The sequence below is a fragment of the Micromonospora sp. DT81.3 genome, assembly GCF_049847225.1.
In the GTDB taxonomy this organism is placed as follows: Bacteria; Actinomycetota; Actinomycetes; order Actinomycetales; family Microbacteriaceae; genus Microbacterium.
In genome coordinates this window covers 109327-128960 of record NZ_JBNCNY010000004.1, presented here as the reverse complement: position 1 = coordinate 128960, position 19634 = coordinate 109327, and the positions used below count along the sequence as shown (strand labels likewise).

17 protein-coding genes are annotated in these 19634 nt (G+C 70.8%); 16 read left to right on the top strand and 1 reads right to left on the bottom strand.

What is annotated here, in order from left to right:
- The first annotated feature begins 31 nt into the window (after positions 1 to 31).
- From ACPW96_RS10800 to ACPW96_RS10790, 3 genes are read left to right on the top strand one after another with little or no spacing between them, the layout of a single operon-like run.
- On the top strand, positions 32 to 2017 hold the full coding sequence (locus tag ACPW96_RS10800) for a primosome assembly protein PriA (RefSeq protein WP_425883092.1): 1986 nt from the start codon (positions 32 to 34) through the stop codon (positions 2015 to 2017).
- Positions 2018 to 2057: 40 nt separating this feature from the next.
- Positions 2058 to 2978, top strand: coding sequence for a methionyl-tRNA formyltransferase (fmt, locus tag ACPW96_RS10795; RefSeq protein WP_425883091.1), 921 nt, complete (start codon positions 2058 to 2060; stop codon positions 2976 to 2978).
- Positions 2975 to 4345, top strand: coding sequence for an RsmB/NOP family class I SAM-dependent RNA methyltransferase (locus ACPW96_RS10790; RefSeq protein ID WP_425883090.1), 1371 nt, complete (start codon positions 2975 to 2977; stop codon positions 4343 to 4345). The genes fmt and ACPW96_RS10790 overlap by 4 nt, the downstream gene beginning before the upstream one ends.
- 7 nt (positions 4346 to 4352) lie before the next feature.
- Here ACPW96_RS10790 and glsA read toward each other — a convergent pair whose 3' ends face one another.
- Positions 4353 to 5510 carry a glutaminase A gene (glsA, locus tag ACPW96_RS10785; RefSeq protein ID WP_425818279.1) on the bottom strand — a complete coding sequence of 386 codons (1158 nt, stop codon included), beginning with the start codon at positions 5508 to 5510 and terminating at the stop codon, positions 4353 to 4355.
- A gap of 81 nt (positions 5511 to 5591) precedes the next feature.
- On the opposite strand from glsA, the gene rpe reads away from it, so the two are divergent.
- From rpe to ACPW96_RS10720, 13 genes are all read left to right on the top strand, one after another.
- Entirely contained in the window at positions 5592 to 6272 is a 681-nt protein-coding gene (gene rpe / locus ACPW96_RS10780) for a ribulose-phosphate 3-epimerase (RefSeq protein ID WP_425818277.1), read from the top strand.
- Between the two features lie 57 nt (positions 6273 to 6329).
- On the top strand, positions 6330 to 6593 hold the full coding sequence (locus ACPW96_RS10775; RefSeq protein ID WP_425818275.1) for a phosphoribosyl-ATP diphosphatase: 264 nt from the start codon (positions 6330 to 6332) through the stop codon (positions 6591 to 6593).
- 49 nt (positions 6594 to 6642) lie between these two features.
- A complete protein-coding gene (gene hisG / locus ACPW96_RS10770; protein WP_425818273.1) occupies positions 6643 to 7482 on the top strand; it encodes an ATP phosphoribosyltransferase in 840 nt (279 codons plus the stop codon).
- Positions 7483 to 7504: 22 nt separating this feature from the next.
- Positions 7505 to 8311, top strand: coding sequence for an imidazole glycerol phosphate synthase subunit HisF (hisF, locus tag ACPW96_RS10765; protein WP_425818271.1), 807 nt, complete (start codon positions 7505 to 7507; stop codon positions 8309 to 8311).
- The gene (hisI, locus tag ACPW96_RS10760; RefSeq protein ID WP_425883088.1) at positions 8308 to 8709 is read left to right on the top strand and encodes a phosphoribosyl-AMP cyclohydrolase; all 402 of its coding nucleotides are present in this window, start codon (positions 8308 to 8310) and stop codon (positions 8707 to 8709) included. Before hisF ends, hisI begins: the two co-directional genes overlap by 4 nt.
- The gene (locus tag ACPW96_RS10755) at positions 8709 to 9353 is read left to right on the top strand and encodes a Trp biosynthesis-associated membrane protein (RefSeq protein ID WP_425883087.1); all 645 of its coding nucleotides are present in this window, start codon (positions 8709 to 8711) and stop codon (positions 9351 to 9353) included. Before hisI ends, ACPW96_RS10755 begins: the two co-directional genes overlap by 1 nt.
- A gap of 50 nt (positions 9354 to 9403) precedes the next feature.
- Entirely contained in the window at positions 9404 to 9634 is a 231-nt protein-coding gene (locus ACPW96_RS10750) for a DUF6704 family protein (RefSeq protein WP_425818265.1), read from the top strand.
- Positions 9635 to 9636: 2 nt separating this feature from the next.
- Positions 9637 to 10413 (top strand): indole-3-glycerol phosphate synthase TrpC, encoded by a 777-nt coding sequence (gene trpC, locus ACPW96_RS10745; RefSeq protein ID WP_425883086.1) that lies wholly within the window; start codon positions 9637 to 9639, stop codon positions 10411 to 10413.
- Complete coding sequence (trpB, locus tag ACPW96_RS10740) at positions 10410 to 11669, top strand: tryptophan synthase subunit beta (RefSeq protein ID WP_425883084.1); 1260 nt, start codon at positions 10410 to 10412, stop codon at positions 11667 to 11669. Before trpC ends, trpB begins: the two co-directional genes overlap by 4 nt.
- Entirely contained in the window at positions 11666 to 12484 is an 819-nt protein-coding gene (trpA, locus tag ACPW96_RS10735; RefSeq protein ID WP_425883082.1) for a tryptophan synthase subunit alpha, read from the top strand. The genes trpB and trpA overlap by 4 nt, the downstream gene beginning before the upstream one ends.
- Positions 12485 to 12494: 10 nt before the next feature.
- Positions 12495 to 13484 carry a prolipoprotein diacylglyceryl transferase gene (lgt, locus tag ACPW96_RS10730; protein ID WP_425883080.1) on the top strand — a complete coding sequence of 330 codons (990 nt, stop codon included), beginning with the start codon at positions 12495 to 12497 and terminating at the stop codon, positions 13482 to 13484.
- A gap of 78 nt (positions 13485 to 13562) precedes the next feature.
- Positions 13563 to 18137, top strand: a complete 4575-nt coding sequence (gene gltB, locus ACPW96_RS10725) for a glutamate synthase large subunit (RefSeq protein WP_425883078.1) — start codon at positions 13563 to 13565, stop codon at positions 18135 to 18137.
- Positions 18130 to 19596, top strand: coding sequence for a glutamate synthase subunit beta (locus ACPW96_RS10720; protein WP_425818253.1), 1467 nt, complete (start codon positions 18130 to 18132; stop codon positions 19594 to 19596). The genes gltB and ACPW96_RS10720 overlap by 8 nt, the downstream gene beginning before the upstream one ends.
- Positions 19597 to 19634: the final 38 nt, after the last annotated feature.

The following is a 19634-nucleotide window of genomic DNA, read 5'->3' as shown; positions in this document are numbered from 1 at the left end:
GATGGCTCCGCCTCTCGCCGGGGCGGTAGCGATGCCGCGGCGCGTGGCACGCGTGCTGATCGACTCACCGCTTCCGCAGCTCGATCGACTCTTCGACTACGCGATCCCCGATCACCTCGCCGCAGGGGCGCGGCCGGGCGTGCGCGTGCGGGTGCCGCTGCGCACTGCGGGACGGGTCGTGGATGCCTTCCTCGTGGAGGTCGGAGAGGCAGATGACGCGGAGCGCCCGCTCTCAGAGCTCGATGCCGTCGTCTCCGACGCCGCGGTGCTGCCGCGATCGCTGTACGCCCTGGCGCGCCGCGTCGCGGATCGAGCGGCGGGATCGGCGAGCGACATCCTGCGTCTCGTGGTGCCCAAGCGCCAGGTGCGGGTCGAGAAGGCCTGGCTCGCGGCGGATCCGCCGCCGATGCCCGCCGTCTCCGAGGAGGCCCGCGACTGGGCCGGTCGTGCCCTGACGCCCTTCGCGGGGCTGGCAGACAGACTGGTCGCGGGGGAGCGGCTCGCGCTGGACGCACCGCCCGGTCCCGCCGTGACACCGGCGGGCGGCCAGGTCGGCGCGTGGGCGACGATCCTCGCCGCCGCGGCCGTGCGCGTACTGGCGGAGGGCCGCAGCGCGATCCTCATCGTTCCGGACTACCGGGATCAGGAGCAGCTCGAGGCGGCGCTCGATGGGGTCGTGCCCGACGGCGCCCTGGTGCGGTACGACGCGCGGCGACCGAATCCCGAGCGGTACCGCGGGTTCCTCCGCACACTCGGCGACGCGGCGTGCATCGTGATCGGCAACCGATCCGCCGTGTACGCCCCGGTCGCCGAGCTCGGCCTCGTGGCCGTATGGGACGACGGTGACCCGCTGCTCGAGGAGCCGCTCGCCCCGTACGTCCATCCGCGGGACGCGGCGCTGGTGCGGCAGGAACTCGACGGCGGCGCCCTGCTCTTCGCCGGCCACACCCGAACGACCGACGTGGAGCGGCTGGTGGCGGTCGGCTGGGTGCGCGAGATCGCGGCGACCCGGCGGGCGGCGCCGAAGGTCGTGCTGAGCGCATCGAACGAGGGAGAGTCCCGGTCCGCCCGGGTTCCCTCCGCCGCCTTCCGGGCGGCACGAGTGGCCCTGGAGACGGGCCCCGTGCTCGTGCAGGTGGCCCGTCCTGGTTACTCCCCGGTGCTGGTCTGCGGCGACTGCCGCAAGCCGGCCCGGTGCGCCGCCTGCGCCGGTCCGCTGCATGCACCGGGCCCCCGCGCGGTGCCGGTGTGCGGATGGTGTGGGCGGGCGGCGCACGCCTGGGCGTGTCCGCACTGCGAATCCACGAAGCTGCGGCTCGCGTCCTCGGGCAGCGAGCGCACGGCGGACGAGCTCGGCCGCGCCTTCCCCGGCGTACGGGTCATCCTCGCCGACGGCGATCATCAGGTGACCCGGGTCGATGCGCGACCGGCGCTCGTCGTGGCGACGCGCGGCGCGGAGCCCCTCGCCGACGGCGGCTACCGAGCGGTGATCCTGCTCGACGGCGACCGGATGCTGCTCGCCGAGTCGCTGCGCATCGGCGAATCCTGCCTTCGGTGGTGGTCGAACGCGGCCGCCCTGGCGGCCCCCGGCGCGCCCGTGCACCTGGTGGGCGTGACGGGCGCGGTGGCACGCGCACTCGCGACCTGGACCCAGTCGGCCTATGCCCGCGCCGAGCTCGCGGAGCGCGCACCGCTGCGGATGCCGCCGGCGTACCGCGTCGCGCTCGTCGAGGGGGCGCCGATTTCGGTGGATCGTGCCCTCGGGGCGCTGCGGGATGCCGTTCCGGCTCTGCCGGGCGAGGCGGTGCTCGGACCGCTCCCCGACGAGGAGCCCCGCGCCGACATCCCCACCGCGCGCGCCCTGGTGCGCTTCGACTACGCCAGCGGATCCGCGGTCACCGCGAGCCTTCGCTCCTCGGTCGTGGGCGAGGCGCTGCGGTCCCGCCGCGCGGTGAAGGGACGCACGCCGCGGAATACACTCAGAGTGCGGGTCGACGTCGTCGATCCGGAGCTGTGAGGTCCGGCGTCGCCCGGCCTCGACCCAACGAGGAGGCGTCGTGCGGCTGATCTTCGCCGGGACGCCCGACGTCGCCGTGCCTTCGCTGCGTGTGCTCGCGGCATCCGACCACGACATCGCGACCGTCGTCACGCGCCCCGACGCGCCGATCGGCCGCAGACGGGTGCTGACACCGTCACCCGTCGCCGCAGCGGCGGAGGAGCTCGGCCTGCCCGTGTTGAAGACGGCGCGGCTCGACGAAGCGGCTACCGCCCGGCTCGCGACCACGGATGCCGAACTCGGGGTGATCGTGGCTTACGGCGGGCTGGTGCGCGAACCGCTGCTGTCGATGCCCGAGCACGGCTGGATCAACCTGCACTTCTCGCTCCTTCCCCGCTGGCGGGGCGCCGCACCGGTCCAGCACGCACTGATCGCGGGCGACGAGGAGACCGGCGCGAGCGTCTTCCGCCTGGTGGCAGAACTCGACGCGGGGGATGTGTTCGAGGAGCGCCGCTACGCCGTGCCCGCGAGGGCGACGGCGGGGGAGGTGCTGAACGACCTCGCCGGTCTCGGCGCCGAACTGCTGCGCGACGTCGTCGCCGCCATCGAGGGCGGCAGAGCGGTGGCGATCCCGCAGGCAGGGGCCGCGACCTTCGCCCCGAAGCTGACCGAGCCCGACGGAGCGGTCGACTGGAACGAGCCGGCCGACCGAGTGGCGGGTCGCATCCGCGGCGTCACACCGGAACCCGGCGCACACACCACCGTCGCGGGGATCCGCATCAAACTGCTCGATGCCGAGGTGCCGGAGGGCGAGGTGCTGCTCAAGCCGGGCGAGATCGCGGGCCACGGCCGCGACATCCTGATCGGCACGGCCACGCAGTCGATCTCCGTCTCGAAGGTGCAGCCCGCCGGCAGACCGGTGATGTCATCCGGCGACTGGTGGCGCGGGGTGCGCAGCAGCCAAGTGCGGGCGGGGACATGAGCGCCGTCCAGCCGGCGCGGCGGGTGGCCTATGAGACCCTTCGAGCCGTGCACGAGTCCGACGCATACGCGAACCTCCTGCTGCCGAGGGCCATCGCCCGCGCCGGTCTGTCGACGCAGGATGCGGCTCTCGCCACCGAGCTCACGTACGGCACCCTGCGCCGCCAGGGCACGTACGACGCGATCATCACGGAGGCGTCGTCGCGAAACGTGCATGAGATCGACCCGCCGGTGCTGGATGCGCTCCGCCTCGCGGTGCACCAGCTGCTGCACACGCGCGTCGCCTCGCACGCGGCCGTGAACGAGTCCGTCTCGCTCGCCCGCGAGGCTGTGGGGAACTCGGCGACCGGGTTCACCAACGCGGTGCTCCGGCGCGTCGCGCGGGAGACGCCGGGGGAGTGGATGTCGAGGATCGACGCCGCCGCGCGCTCCGACGACGAACGCCTGGGACTGCACACCGCTCACCCGGTCTGGATCGTGCGCGCCTTCCGCCGCGCCCTCGCCGCCGAGGGGCGCGCCGACGAGCTCGACGCGCTGCTCGCGGCCGACAACGTTTCGCCAGGGGTGACCATGGCGGCGCTCCCCGGCCTCAGTGAGTCGCCCGACGGGGCGCAGCGCACGCCCTATTCGCCGATCGGCTTCCGCCTCGGCGGCGGCGACCCGGATCCGGTGGTGCGCGCCTCCGAGGGGCGCGTCCGCGTGCAGGACGAGGGGTCCCAGCTGGCCGCGCTCGCGCTCACCCGGGCGACGGCGGTCCGCGAGGGGGAGCGGTGGCTCGACCTCTGTGCCGGCCCCGGCGGCAAGACGGCCGTGCTCGCGGCCGAAGCCCTGGCCGGCGGCGCCGTCCTCGAGGCCAACGAGATCATGCCTGCCCGCGCCGGGCTGGTGCGTGCGGCCATCGCCGGCGTTCCGCTGACCGTGGAGGTCTCGGAGGAGGACGGACGCGATCGCGCCCGCCGGGCCCTCGGCCGCTACGACCGCATCCTCGTCGACGCTCCCTGTACGGGCCTCGGCGCCCTGCGGCGCCGACCCGAGGCCCGGTGGCGCAAGACCCCTTCCGACGTGCCGGATCTCGCCCGTCTGCAGGCGGGGCTGGTGGATGCCGCGCTGAAGGCGCTCGCACCCGGGGGCATCGTGGCCTACGTCACGTGCTCCCCGCATCTGGCCGAGACCTCCGCTGTGGTGGCGGACGCCCGGCGGGCGTGGGGGGACCGCATCGAGGAGCTCGACGCCCGGGCCGTGCTGGAGGGACTCAGCGAGAGTCCACTCGATCTGCCGGCCCCTGCCGACGGCTCCGGCCGGGCCCAGCTGTGGCCCCACCGGCACGGCACGGATGCCATGTTCATCTCGCTGCTGCGCCGGGTCTGAGCGGCCTTCAGCTGCGGATTCGCACGCGGTCGGTCTCGCCGAGCTGCGTCCGCAGCACCACGAGCACCGCGGGGTGCGTGCGAGCCAGGTCGCTGCCGTCGATGACGATGTTCTCGGTGTCGCCGAGTTCGCCGATCACCGACAGCACCCGTTCCACCCCGCTGATCCCGAGCTCGCCGCCCAGATGGAGCACCGTCTCGCCGTCAGCCCGCTCCACCCGGATGGCGGGCTCCGCGATCGCTGCGTGCGATTCGAGGAGGTGCATCTCGAAGTCGTCGGAGAGCCTCTCCAGCGCGGCGGTCGCGCGAACGCTGTTCCCGTGCCTGTCCAGCCGCGGGCTGAAGACGCCCACACCGAACTGCGACGGGGCGACCGCGAGCAGTCCGCCGCTCACGCCGCTCTTGGCCGGCAGGCCGACGCGCAGCAGCCACTCGCCCGAGAAGTCGTACATGCCGCAGCTGGACATCACCGACACGACGTCGCGCGCGACCGCGGGTGAGACGACCTGCTCACCGGTCGTCGGGTTGCGCCCGCCGAACGCCAGGGTCGCGGCCATCACCGCGAGATCCCGCGTCGTGACGAGCACCGAGCACTGCCGGAAGTACACCTCGAGTGCCTCGTCCACGTCGCCGGTGATGATGTCGTACGAGCGCATCAGGTGACCGAGCGCGCGGTTGCGGTGGCCCGTCTGCGACTCCGAGCGGTACACCGACTCGTCGATCCACAGCGAGCGCCCCGCGAATCGGGACAGCCCCGCCACGATCGTCGCGGTGCGTCCGTCGATGCCCTCGCCCGGCAGGAGCGACGTCGTGGCGATGGCACCGGCGTTCACGAGCGGGTTCGCGGGGCGGCCCGTCGCCGGCTCGAGGCTGATCGCGTTGAAGGGCTCGCCGCTGGGCTCCACGCCGACGCGGCGAAACACCTCCTCCCTCCCCAGGTGTGCGAGGGCCAGCGCCAGCACGAACGGCTTGGAGACCGATTGGATGCTGAACTCCACATGATCGTCACCGACCGACAGGACGGCCCCCCGCGGCCCGACGATCGCCAGGGCGAGGTGGTCGGGGTCGGCGGCGGCCAGCTCCGGGATGTACTGGGCGGTCTGGCCGTCGTCGTTCGGGCGGATGTCGGAGACGATGCCGTCGAGGAGCTGCAGGATGGGGTCCACGCCCTGAGACTATCGACGCCGGCGGTGTCGAAGGGGGCACTTCGATGGGGGCACTATCGACGCGGTCGACATAATGGAGCAGTGCCCCCGATCGAAGACGCGCAGCCTCGCATCAACCCCAGCATCCTGGCCGCCGACTTCGTGAACATGCAGTCGGAGCTCGCCCGGATCCCCGGCGCCGACTTCGTGCACGTCGACGTCATGGACAACCACTTCGTGCCGAACCTGACGTTCGGCCCGCAGATGGTCGAGCGGGTGCAGGCGACGAGCCCCGTGCCGCTGGACGTGCACCTGATGATCACCGACCCCGCCCGCTGGGCGCCCGGCTACGCCGAGCTCGGGGCGGCATCCGTCACCTTCCATCTCGAGGCGGCGACCGAACCCGTGGCGCTCGCGCGTCGGCTGCGCGACATCGGCGCGCGGGCGGGCGTCGCGGTGAAGCCGGGCACACCCGTCGAGGGGCTCTTCCCGGTGCTCGACGAGTTCGATCAGATCCTCGTGATGACCGTCGAGCCCGGCTTCGGCGGTCAGTCGTTCATGCCCGAGACGATGCCCAAGCTGCGGATGCTGGCCGACGAGGCCCGCCGGCGGGGAAGCGCCGTCTGGCTCCAGGTCGACGGCGGGATCGGTGAGTCCACCATCGCCCAGGCGGCCGAGGCCGGAGCCGACACGTTCGTCGCCGGGTCGGCTGTCTTCGGCGCCGAGAACCCGGATGCGGCGATCGCGGCCCTCCGCTCGACGGCCGCTCGTCACAGCCACTGAGCCAGGGCCGGTCGTTCCGCGAACGTGGGGCGTCCCACCGCCCGGTACCCTGGCAGGGTGAAGACTTTCGACGAGCTGTTCGCCGAGCTCGGCGACCGGGCGATCGAGCGACCCGCGGGCTCGAGCACGGTGGCACTGCTCGACGCCGGGGTGCACGCGATCGGCAAGAAGATCGTCGAAGAGGCTGCCGAGGTGTGGATGGCCGCGGAGTACGAGTCGACGGACGAGGCCGCCGAGGAGATCTCTCAGCTGCTCTACCACCTGCAGGTGATGATGCTCTCGAAGGGCATCTCGCTCGAGGATGTCTACCGACATCTCTGACGCCGAGCCCCGCCACCTGTTCTCTCCGACACCGAAAGCCGCCGCATCCATGTTGCGTATCGCAGTGCCCAACAAGGGGTCCCTGGCCGACACCGCCTCCGAGATGCTCGCGGAGGCGGGGTACACGCTTCGCCGCGATCCCAAGGACCTGCACGTCCTCGACCCGCACAACGGCGTCGAATTCTTCTACCTCCGCCCTCGCGACATCGCGACGTATGTGGGATCCGGCGCGCTGGATGTCGGGATCACGGGGCGCGACCTGCTGCTGGATGCCCGGATGCCGGCGCGCGAGATCGAGGCGCTCGGCTTCGCGGACTCCACCTTCCGGTTCGCCGGTCCACCAGGCCGCTTCTCCGAGCTGAAGGACCTCGAGGGCGTGCGTGTCGCGACGGCATATCCCGGCCTCGTCGACGGCTACCTCGACGAGCACGGCGTCGCCGTCGATCTGGTGCCGCTGGACGGTGCGGTCGAGTCCGCCGTGCGCCTGGGCGTCGCGGATGCCGTGGCCGACGTGGTGTCGACGGGCACGACCCTCAAGCAGGCGGGCCTCGAGATCTTCGGACCCGTTCTGCTCGAGTCCGAGGCCGTGCTGATCAGCGCGCCGGAAGAGGTCGACGGCACAGAGACGCTGCTTCGTCGCCTCCGGGGCGTGATGGTCGCTCGCAGCTACGTCATGGTCGACTACGACCTGCCGGCGGCGCTGGTGGAGACGGCCGTCGCGGTCGCTCCCGGGATCGAGTCGCCGACGATCTCGCCCCTGCGCGATCCGGCGTGGGTCGCGGTGCGGGTGATGAGCCCGCGCAAGGGCGTGAACCAGGTGATGGACTCCCTCTATGCCATCGGCGCGCGCGCGATCATCGTGACCGAGATCCACAACGCGAGGCTGTAGGCGCTGTGAACCGGCGGTCGATATGAGCCTCGTGTGCCGCGTCATCCCGTGCCTCGACGTGAACGCGGGGCGCGTGGTGAAGGGCGTGAACTTCCAGAACCTGCGCGACATGGGCGATCCGGTCGAGCTCGCCCAGCGGTACTACGAGCAGGGTGCGGACGAGATCACCTTCCTGGATGTCACCGCGACCGTCGACGCGCGCTCGACGACGTACGACGTCGTGCGCCGCACGGCCGAGCAGGTCTTCATCCCGCTCACGGTCGGCGGGGGAGTGCGCGCCGCTGACGACGTCGCACGCCTTCTGGCGGTCGGGGCCGACAAGATCGGCGTGAACTCGGCGGCGATCGCGCGACCGGCTCTGCTGGACGAGATCGCCGACCGCTTCGGGGCGCAGGTGCTCGTGCTCTCGCTGGACGTGAAGCGCTCGGCGGCGACGGCGAGCGGTTTCGTCGTGACGACGCACGGCGGACGCACGGAGACCAGCCTCGACGCGCTGGAGTGGGCGCGCGAGGCGATCGAGCGCGGAGCCGGCGAGCTGCTGGTCAACTCCATCGACGCCGACGGCACCAAACAGGGGTTCGACCTGGAGCTCATCCGGCTGATGCGCGAGGTCTCCAGCGTTCCGGTGATCGCGTCGGGCGGCGCCGGTGCGGCCCCGCATTTCGCGCCGGCGATCCGTGCGGGCGCGGATGCCGTGCTGGCCGCGAGCGTCTTCCACTCCGGCTCCCTCACCGTCGGCGATGTGAAGGATGCCCTTCAGGCCGAGGGGATCGACGTGCGATCCACTGCGCTGCAGGAGCGAGAAGCCCACGAGGGGAGCGATACGTGAGCGATATCGAGCGAGACGACACCGACGCCCGGATCGCGCGGGTCGCCTTCAACGACGATGGGCTCGTCGCGGCCATCATCCAGCAGTGGGACACCCGCGAGGTGCTCATGCTGGGCTGGATGGATGCCGAAGCGCTCAGACGCACGCTGACCACCGGGCGCGTCACCTTCTGGTCCCGCTCGCGCCAGGAGTACTGGCGGAAGGGCGACACGTCCGGGCACACCCAGCACGTACACGGTGCGCGGCTCGACTGCGACGGCGACGCCGTGCTGATCGAGGTGCACCAGGTGGGTCCGGCCTGCCACACCGGCACGCGGACCTGCTTCGATGCCGGCGACCTGCACCCGGTTCTCGGCGCCGAACCGACCGTCGCAGCCGACGCGGTGAGCTCCCCGTGATGCGCAGGGCGCGCCTTCTCGCGGTGACCGTCGTGCTCGCCGTCGGCGCGCTCGGCACCATCTCCTCCACCCAGACGTGGTTGTCGGTCACGCTTCGCCAGGGACCGGACGGCGCCCTTCTGGTGCCGGGGGCCGCGGCTCTGCCGGTGCTCGCCCCCCTGAGCCTCGCCGTGCTCGCCCTCGGGGCGGCTCTGTCGATCGTGGGACTGGTCCTGCGCTACGCCTTCGGGGCTCTGACCGTCGTGATCGCCGGCGTGCTGGCATGGCTGACGGGCGTCGTGGTGTTCCAGCGACCACCCTCCGCCGCCGCCTCGACGGTCACCGAGGCCACCGGCATCACCGGCCTCGACGCGGTGGCCGAGCTGGTCGAGCGCGTCACCCTCACGCCGTGGCCGGCGGTGACCCTCATCGCGTGGATGGTGCTGCTCGCGGCGGGTGCCTTCGTCATCGCGACGGCCAGCACCTGGAAGGGCGCCGGGCGCCGCTACCGCACCGATGCCGCCGCGGCGACCGCGGCTCCGGCATCCGGCTCGACGCCCACCTCGGCGTCCGCCGTCGCGTCCGCTTCGGCATCCGCCTCCACTCCGCTGGATGCCGTCGACTCATGGGACGGCCTGTCGCGAGGCGAAGATCCCACACGCTGAACGTCCCCGCTAGACTGAAAAGCGCCCGCACAGCCCCCTCGGAGGAGACTATGAGCAACCCAGACGGCGACCCCGGCCACGGACACTCGCCCGCCGCGTGGACAGCCGTGACGATCATGCTCGTCGCGTTCACCATCGGCACGGTGGCGTTCTTCTTCGACTGGGCATGGCTCGTGTGGGCCTCCGCAGCTCTCGTGGTCGTCGGTCTGATCGTCGGCTGGGCCCTGGCCAAGGCCGGCTACGGCGTCGGCGGCGACAAAGTCCTCGCGAAAGAGCACTGATCATGCTCGCCGACCTCACGGCCGGCGCTGTCGAAGACGCAGAGGCGCGTGCCGCCTCCCGTCCGCTCGCCGTCGTCGAGCGTGCCGCCCTCGAGGCACCCGCAGCCCGCGACGCCTACGCCGCGCTCGCTCCCAGCGAGCGCGTCAAGATCATCGCCGAGGTCAAGCGGGCGAGTCCTTCGCGCGGCGACCTCGCCCGCATCCCCGACCCTGCCCTGCAGGCGAGCCTCTACGAGCAGGGCGGCGCTTCGGCGATCAGCGTGCTGACCGAGGCCCGGCGGTTCAAGGGCAGCCTGGCCGACCTCGTCGCGGTCCGGAACGCGGTGTCGGTCCCGGTGCTGCGCAAGGATTTCATCGCGACCCCGTACCAGGTGTTCGAGGCCCGGGCCGCCGGGGCCGATCTCGTGCTGCTCATCGTGGCGGCCCTTCCGCAGCCCGTCCTGACCGAGCTCCACGCCTTGACCCTGCAGCTCGGGATGACGCCGCTCGTCGAGACGCATTCGGCCGACGAGGTGTCGCGTGCGACAGACATCGGCGCCCGGCTCGTCGGCGTGAACGCCCGCGACCTGTCGACGTTCGAGCTCGACCGCGACCTGTTCGGGCGCCTGGCCGACCGCATCCCGGCCGGCGCGATCAAGATCGCGGAATCCGCCGTCCTCCACCCGGATGATGTCGCCCACTACCGGCGCGCGGGCGCCGACGTCGTCCTCGTAGGGGAGGCTCTCGTGACCGGTGATCCCATCACCACGCTCCGCGATTTCCTGGCGGTGCCCAAGTGAGCCTCCGCGAGGCCACGGGGCCGTTCTTCGGTGAGTTCGGCGGGCGGTACATGCCCGAGTCGCTGATCGCCGCGATCGACGAGTTGACCGCCGCCTACGAGGCGGCGATGGCGGAAGACGGCTTCAAGAGCGAGCTCTCCGAACTGCTGCGCTCCTACGCCGGCCGCCCATCCATCGTGACCGAGGTGCCGCGCTTCGCCGAGCACGCCGGTGGGGCGCGTGTCTTCCTCAAGCGCGAGGACTTGAACCACACGGGCTCGCACAAGATCAACAACGTGCTCGGCCAGGCGCTGCTCACGAAGAAGCTCGGCAAGACGCGCGTGATCGCCGAGACGGGAGCCGGACAGCACGGCGTCGCCACCGCGACCGCCGCCGCCCTGTTCGGTTTCGAGTGCACGATCTACATGGGCGAGGTCGACACCGAGCGCCAGGCGCTCAACGTCGCGCGCATGCGGCTGCTCGGCGCGGAGGTCATTCCCGTCACGACGGGATCCCGCACGCTCAAGGACGCCATCAACGACGCGTACCGCGACTGGGTGGCCAGCGTCGAGACGACGAACTACATCTTCGGCACCGCCGCGGGCCCGCATCCGTTCCCCGCGATGGTCCGCGACTTCCAGAAGGTCATCGGCGAAGAGGCCCGCGCCCAGCTGCTCGAAGAGGTCGGCCGCCTGCCGGATGCCGTCGTGGCATGCGTCGGCGGCGGCTCGAACGCGATCGGGATGTTCGACGCGTTCCTCGATGACGCCGATGTGAAGCTCTACGGGGTCGAGGCCGCCGGAGACGGCGTCGACACGGCGCGGCACGCGGCATCCATCGAGCGGGGGCGCGCCGGCGTGCTGCACGGTGCGCGGACGTTCGTGCTGATGGACGAAGACGGCCAGACCGTCGAGTCGCACTCGATCTCGGCCGGCCTCGACTATCCGGGCGTCGGTCCCGAGCACGCGTGGCTCGCGGCGATCGGACGCGCGGAGTACATCCCGGCGACGGACGACGAGGCGATGCAGGCGCTGCGCCTGCTGTCGCGGACCGAGGGCATCATCCCCGCGATCGAGTCCGCGCACGCACTGGCGGGGGCGCTGCGCCTCGGTCGCGAACTGGGCCCGGATGCCGTGATCGCCGTGTGCCTCTCGGGCCGCGGCGATAAGGACATGGACACCGCCGCCCGGTACTTCGAGCTCTACGACCGGGCCGCGGAGGACATCCTCGACGCCCCGCCGAACGACGCCGCCAAGGGCGAGGGGACCAAACTGTGACCCGCGTCTCCGACGCGATCGACGACGCGCACGCCGAAGGGCGCGGTGTACTGGTCGGATACCTGCCCGTCGGCTTCCCCGATCTGCAGACCAGCATCGATGCGGCGGTCGCCCTCGCCCAGAACGGCGCCGACATCCTCGAACTGGGCCCGCCCTACAGCGATCCCGTCATGGACGGGGCCGTCATCCAGGAAGCCACCCAGACGGCGCTCGCGGCCGGATTCCGGACGCGGGACCTCTTCACCGCGGTGCGCGAGATCACCAGCCGGGTCGATGTGCCCGTGCTCGTCATGACGTATTGGAACATGGTGCTGCAGTACGGGGTCGACCGCTACGCGGACGACCTGCTGGCGGCCGGTGGAGCGGGGCTCATCACCCCCGACATCACCCCGGAGGCAGCAGGAGACTGGATCGCCGCGAGCCGCCGGACCGGGCTCGACCGGGTGTTCCTCGCCGCGCCCACGTCCACGGATGAGCGCCTCGACCTCGTGGTGCAGAACTCCACGGGCTTCGTCTACACGGTCTCGACCATGGGCATCACGGGGGAGCGCGCCGAGCTGGATGCTGCGGCGCGCACGCTCGTGGAGCGCCTGCGCGCCCGCGGCGCGGACCACGCGTGCGTCGGCATCGGGATCTCCAACGCCGAGCAGGTGCGGGGAGTCCTCCGCTACGCCGACGGCGCCATCGTCGGAACCGCCCTCGTTCGCGCGCTTCGGGACGGCGGGCTCGACGGCCTCGCCGAGACGACGCGTGCGCTGGCCGCGGGAACCCGGCTGAGGCAGGACACGACAACGGACCGGGCGAGCGACAAGTAAACTCGCACGCATGACCCTCGCGCTTCCGCACGCCCTGACGAGCGTCGTCGCCAGCATCCCGAGTCCGCCGGTGAGCTACGTCGACGTCGGACCGCTGCGCATCCACTTCTACGCGCTCTGCATCATCGCGGGAATCATCGTCGCGGTCTTCCTGACGAACGCGCGGCTGACCCGGCGCGGCGCCGAGCCGTGGGTCGTCATCGACATCGCCCTGCTCGCGGTTCCCATCGCGATCATCGGCGCCCGCATCTTCCACGTGCTGACCCACCCAGGGTTCTACTTCGGCGAGGGCACCGATCCGTGGGCCGTGTTCCGCATCTGGGAGGGCGGCATCGCCATCTTCGGCGCCCTTCTCGGCGGCGCGGTCGGCGCCTTTCTCGGATGCCGGTGGACCGGCATCCGGTTCTGGACGTTCGCCGACGCCCTGGCGCCGGGGCTGCTCATCGCGCAGGCGCTCGGCCGCTTCGGCAACTGGTTCAATCAGGAGCTGTACGGCCTGCCCACCGACCTCCCGTGGGGTCTGGAGATCGACAGCGACAACCCCGCCTTCCCGATCGGACTGCCGGCCGACACGCTCTTTCACCCCACCTTCCTCTATGAAGTGATCTGGAACCTGCTGGGTGCCGCCGTGCTGCTGTGGGCCGGTCGTCGATTCCGGCTGCAGTGGGGACGCCTGTTCGGTCTGTACCTCATCTGGTACGGCGCCGGACGCATCGTCTGGGAGTCGATCCGCATCGACCCGAGCGAGATCTTCTTCGGCCTCCGCACCAACGTGTGGGCCTCGATCATCGCCGTCCTGATCGGCATCGCAATCGTCGTGGTGCAGAAGCGTCGTCACCCCGGCTTCGAGCCTTCCCCGTACGTGCCGGGGAGAGCGTGGTCCCCGGCGGGGGCGGTACAATCGGAAGGTACCCCCGACGACTTCGTCGATGTGAGCGAGCCGCCCGCAGCCGAAGACGCATCACGAGACACCGCCACAAGCACAGTCGCCGCTAAGTAGAACGAGCTTCAATCTCGTACCTGCACTCTCCAGAGGGCCGACGTCGTCCCATTGAGCTTCAACGTGAGGACGGTTGACATGGCTTCGAGCCCACGTCACGGCGCCCTCGGCGCCTTTCCCGAGAAGCAGGGAATGTACAACCCGGCGTTCGAGAAGGACGCCTGCGGCCTGGCAATGGTCGCGACGCTTCGAGGCGTACCCGGTCACGACATCATCGACCTCGCCCTGACGGCGCTGCGCAACCTCGAGCACCGCGGTGCGATCGGCTCGGATGCCGGCACCGGCGACGGCGCGGGCATCCTGACCCAGATGCCCGACGCATTCCTCCGCGAGGTCGTCGATTTCGAGCTTCCCGCCGTCGGCGAGTACGCCGCGGGCATGATCTTCCTGCCCCGTGACGATGACGAGCGCGCCGCACAGAAGGCGGGCATCGAGCACATCGCCGAGTCCGAGAACCTCGTCGTGCTCGGCTGGCGCGAGGTGCCGACCGAGCAGTCGCACCTCGGCAAGCTGGCCTTCAACGCGCGGCCGGAGTTCGAGCAGCTCTTCGTCGCACGGCCGGCGGTCGGCGATGCACCCGCGCTGTCGGGCATCGCGCTCGATCGCCGGGTGTTCCGGCTGCGCAAGCGCGCCGGACTCGAGCTCGGCGCGTACTTCGTGTCGCTCTCCTCGCGCACCCTCGGGTACAAGGGCATGGTCACCACGCTGCAGCTCGAGCCTTTCTACCCCGACCTGCAGGACGAGCGGTTCGCCTCGGAGCTCGCGGTGGTGCATTCCCGCTACTCGACCAACACCTTCCCGTCGTGGCCGCTCGCGCAGCCGCTGCGCATGCTCGCCCACAACGGCGAGATCAACACCGTGAACGGCAACCGCAACTGGATGCGCGCCCGACAGTCCCAGCTGGAATCGGAACTCCTCGGCGAGATCCGCCCGCTGCTGCCGATCTGCACCCCGGGTGCCAGCGACTCCGCGTCGTTCGACGAGGTGCTCGAGCTGCTCACCCTGACGGGACGCAGCCTGCCGCACGCCATCATGATGATGGTGCCGGAGGCCTACGAGAAGCAGGCGGACATCGACCCGCAGCTGCGCGCCTTCTACGACTTCCACTCCATGCAGATGGAGCCGTGGGACGGCCCCGCCGCACTCATCTTCACCGACGGCACGCTGGTCGGCGCCACCCTCGACCGGAACGGGCTGCGTCCGGGTCGCTGGACCGAGACGACCGACGGGCTCGTCGTGATCGGCAGCGAGACGGGCGTGCTCGACTTCGAGCCCGAGCGCATCAAGCGCCGCGGGCGTCTGCGCCCCGGGCGCATGTTCCTCGTCGACACCGCCGCCGGCCGCATCGTCGAAGACGACGAGATCAAGGCCGAGCTCGCCTCGCTGCAGCCGTGGCAGGAGTGGCTCGACAAGGGCACCGTCCGCCTCGCCGACCTCCCCGACCGCGAGCACATCGTGCATCCCATCGCCTCCATCACCCGTCGCCAGCGCACCTTCGGCTACACGGAGGAGGAGGTGCGCATCCTGCTCATGCCCATGGGCCAGACCGGCGCGGAGCCGCTCGGGGCGATGGGCAGCGACACCCCGATCGCCGTGCTCAGCGAGCGTCCTCGCCTGCTGTTCGACTACTTCACGCAGCAGTTCGCCCAGGTCACGAATCCGCCGCTGGACTCCATCCGCGAAGAGGTCGTCACGAGCCTCAAGCTGGGCCTCGGCCCAGAGCGGAACCTGCTGGACTGGGGACCGGAGCACGCACGCTCGGTCACGCTGGATTTCCCGGTGATCAACAACGACGAGCTCGCGAAGATCCAGCACATCGACACCGCCCTCCCCGGACGCAGCTCGGTGACGATCCGCGGCCTCTACCGCGTAGAGGCCGGACGCAAGGGCATGGAGAAGCGCATCGCCCAGATGTGCCTCGAGGTGGACCAGGCGATCGAGGACGGCGCAGAGCTCATCGTGCTCTCCGACCGCGACTCGAACAAGGACCTGGCCCCCATCCCGTCACTGCTCATGCTGGCCGCGGTGCACCACCACCTCATCCGCAACGAGACGCGGATGAAGGTCGGCCTGGTGGTCGAGGCCGGCGACGTGCGGGAGGTCCATCACGTCGCGACCCTGATCGGCTACGGCGCATCCGCCGTCAACCCCTACCTGGCCATGGAGACGGTCGAGTACCTCGTGCGCGCCGGCTACATCACCGGCGTGACCCCCGAGAAGGCCGTCAAGAACCTGATCTACGCGCTCGGCAAGGGCGTGCTGAAGATCATGTCGAAGATGGGGATCTCGACCGTGTCGTCCTACGCCGGCGCGCAGGTCTTCGAGGCCGTGGGGCTGTCGGACGAGTTCGTGAAGGCGTACTTCACCGGCACCGAGAGCAAGCTCGGCGGGGTGGGCATCGACGTGATCGCCACCGAGAACGCCGCCCGTCACGCCTACGCGTACCCCGAGGACGGCGCGGCCCGCGCCCACGAGCGCCTCTGGACCGGCGGCGAGTACCAGTGGCGGCGCGACGGCTCGCCCCACCTCTTCAACCCGGACACCGTCTTCCGCCTGCAGCACGCCACCCGCTCCCGCCGCTACGACATCTTCCGCGAGTACACGCAGCTCGTCGACGATCAGGCCCAGGAGCTGAAGACCCTGCGCGGGCTCTTCAAGCTGCGCTCCGGCGCTCGCAAGCCCGTGCCGCTCGGTGACGTCGAGCCCGTGTCATCCATCGTCAAGCGCTTCTCGACGGGTGCGATGAGCTACGGCTCCATCTCGAAGGAAGCCCACGAAACGCTCGCCATCGCGATGAACTCCATCGGCGCCAAGTCGAACACCGGGGAAGGCGGCGAGGATGTCGACCGCCTGCTGAGCGAGGACCGACGCAGCGCCATCAAGCAGGTCGCCTCGGGCAGGTTCGGTGTGACGAGCCTGTACCTCACCAAGTCGGATGACATCCAGATCAAGCTCGCCCAGGGCGCCAAGCCGGGGGAGGGCGGACAGCTTCCACCGACGAAGGTGTACCCGTGGGTCGCCCGCACGCGCCACGCGACCGCGGGCGTGGGCCTGATCTCGCCCCCGCCGCACCACGACATCTACTCGATCGAGGACCTCAAGCAGCTGATCTTCGACCTCAAGCGGTCGAATCCCGAGGCGCGCATCCACACCAAGCTGGTGAGCCAGTCGGGGATCGGTGCCGTCGCCGCCGGCGTTGCGAAGGCCCTGAGCGATGTCATCCTGGTCTCCGGGCACGACGGCGGAACGGGCGCCAGCCCACTGAACTCGCTGAAGCACGCGGGAACACCGTGGGAGCTCGGGCTCGCCGAGACCCAGCAGACGCTGATGCTCAACGGCATGCGGGACCGGGTGGTCGTGCAGGTCGACGGGCAGCTGAAGACCGGCCGCGACGTGATCATCGGCGCGCTGCTCGGGGCCGAGGAGTTCGGCTTCGCGACCGCGCCGCTGGTCGTCAGCGGCTGCATCATGATGCGCGTCTGCCACCTCGACACCTGCCCGGTCGGCGTCGCGACCCAGAACCCGGTGCTGCGCGAGCGCTTCACGGGCAAGCCCGAGTTCGTCGTGAACTTCATGGAGTTCATCGCCGAAGAGGTGCGCGAGTACCTGGCCGAGCTGGGCTTCCGCTCGCTCGACGAGGCGATCGGCCACAACGAGCTGCTCGACATCAACGGCGCCGTCGAGCACTGGAAGGCATCCGGACTCGACCTCGCGCCGATCCTCGAGGGACCCGCGTTCTCGGAGGACGAGCCGCGCCGCAACACCCACGGGCAGGACCACGAGCTGCACGAGCACTTCGACGTGCAGCTGATCGAGCGCGCCCAGGACGTGATCGCACACGGCGGCGAGATCGTGATCGAGCTTCCGGTGCGCAACACGGCCCGGGCCGTCGGCACCATGCTCGGCAACCGCGTGACCAAGGCCCACGGCGAGAACGGTCTGCCTTCGGGCTCGATCGTGGTGAACCTCACCGGGTCGGCAGGCCAGTCCTTCGGGGCCTTCATGCCCGCCGGCATCACGCTGCGCCTCGAGGGCGACTCGAACGACTACGTCGGAAAGGGACTCTCGGGTGGCCAGATCGTGATCCGGCCGCCTCGGCGTGCGACCTTCCCCGCATCCGAGAACGTCATCGCGGGCAACGTCATCGGCTACGGCGCCACGCAGGGCACCATGTTCCTCAGCGGCGTCGTCGGCGAGCGGTTCTTCGTGCGCAACTCCGGCGCCACCGCGGTCGTGGAGGGCGTCGGAGACCACGCCCTCGAATACATGACCGGCGGCCTCGCCGTCATCCTCGGCAAGACGGGTCGCAACCTCGGTGCCGGGATGAGCGGAGGCAGCGCCTACGTCTACAAGCTCGATGAGGCGCTCGTGAACCGCGAGGCGCTCGTGTCCGGAGAGCTCGTGCTGCAGGAGCTCGGCTCGGGCGACGTCGAGATCCTGCGCGACCTGCTGGAACAGCACGTCGCCGAAACCGACTCGGTGCTCGCGAAGGCGATGCTCGAGGACTTCGAATCCGAATCGCTCAACTTCGTGCGCGTGCTGCCTCGCGACTACGCGGCCGTGCTCGAAACCCGCCAGGCGGCCGTCGCCGAGGGGCTCGACCCCGACGGCGACGTCGTCTGGACACGCATCCTGGAGGTGACAGGTGGCTGACCCCAAGGGCTTCCTCAAGACGACGGAGCGCGAGCTGCCGCCCCGACGCCCGGTTCCCGTCCGGATCATGGACTGGAAAGAGGTGTACGAGTCGGCCGAGTCCGGCGTCATCCGCCGCCAGGCCGGTCGGTGCATGGACTGCGGCATCCCGTTCTGCCACAAGGGCTGTCCGCTCGGGAATCTCATCCCGGAGTGGAACGACCTGATGTGGCGCGGCGAGGGCCGGTCGGCCATCGAGCGCCTGCACGCCACGAACAACTTCCCCGAGTTCACGGGGCGCCTGTGCCCCGCTCCGTGCGAGAGCGCGTGCGTCCTGGGGATCAACCAGCCGGCGGTGACGATCAAGCAGATCGAGGTCTCGATCGCCGATGAGGCCTTCGCGAACGGCTGGGTCGAACCGGAGCCGCCCGCGCGCCTCACGGGCAAGACCGTCGCCGTCGTCGGCTCCGGTCCCGCCGGTCTCGCGGCCGCCCAGCAGCTCACCCGCGCCGGCCACACGGTGGCCGTCTACGAGCGCGATGACCGGATCGGTGGGCTCCTCCGCTACGGCATCCCCGACTTCAAGATGGAGAAGAAGCACCTCGAGGCCCGCCTCCGTCAGATGCGCGACGAGGGCACGCGCTTCCGCGCCGGTGTCACCATCGGCGTCGACATCTCCTGGAGCGACCTGCGCGGCCGCTACGACGCCGTCGTGATCGCCACCGGGGCGACGATCCCGCGCGAGCTCGCCATCCCGGGTCGCGACCTCGCGGGTGTGCACTTCGCGATGGAGTACCTCATCGAGTCGAACAAGGCCGTCGCGGGCGATCAGGTGCCGAACCAGATCAGCGCGGAAGGCAAGCACGTCATCGTGATCGGCGGCGGCGACACCGGCGCCGACTGCATCGGCACGGCACACCGCCAGGGTGCGCTCAGCGTCACCAACCTCGCGATCGGCGTGCAGCCGGCGACGTCGCGCCCGGAGCACCAGCCGTGGCCGATGGACCCGACGGTCTTCGAGGTGAGCTCGGCGCACGAAGAGGGCGGTGAGCGCATGTACCTCGCATCCACCGTGGAGTTCCTCTCCAACGGCGCCGGAGAGGTGCGCGCGCTGCGCGTGGCCGAGACCGAGTACGTCGACGGCCGGCGCGTTCCCAAGAGCGGCACCGAGCGCGAGATCCCCGCGGACCTCGTCCTCATCGCCATGGGCTTCACCGGCCCCGAGCGCACGGAGCTCGAGGAGCAGCTGCGACCGCAGTTCACCGGACGGGGCAACGTCGAGCGCGATGACCGGTACGAGACCTCGGTGTCCGGCGTCTTCGTCGCCGGCGACGCCGGTCGCGGTCAGTCGCTCATCGTCTGGGCGATCGCGGAGGGCCGCGCCGCCGCCGCACACGTGGACTCCTTCCTGATGGGGGAGACCGCCCTGCCGGCGCCCGTCCGCCCCCACGATGTCGCCATCGGGCTCCAGCCCGCGTAGGCTGGCGACGCATTTGCCGCCCTTTCAGGGCGTTCCCG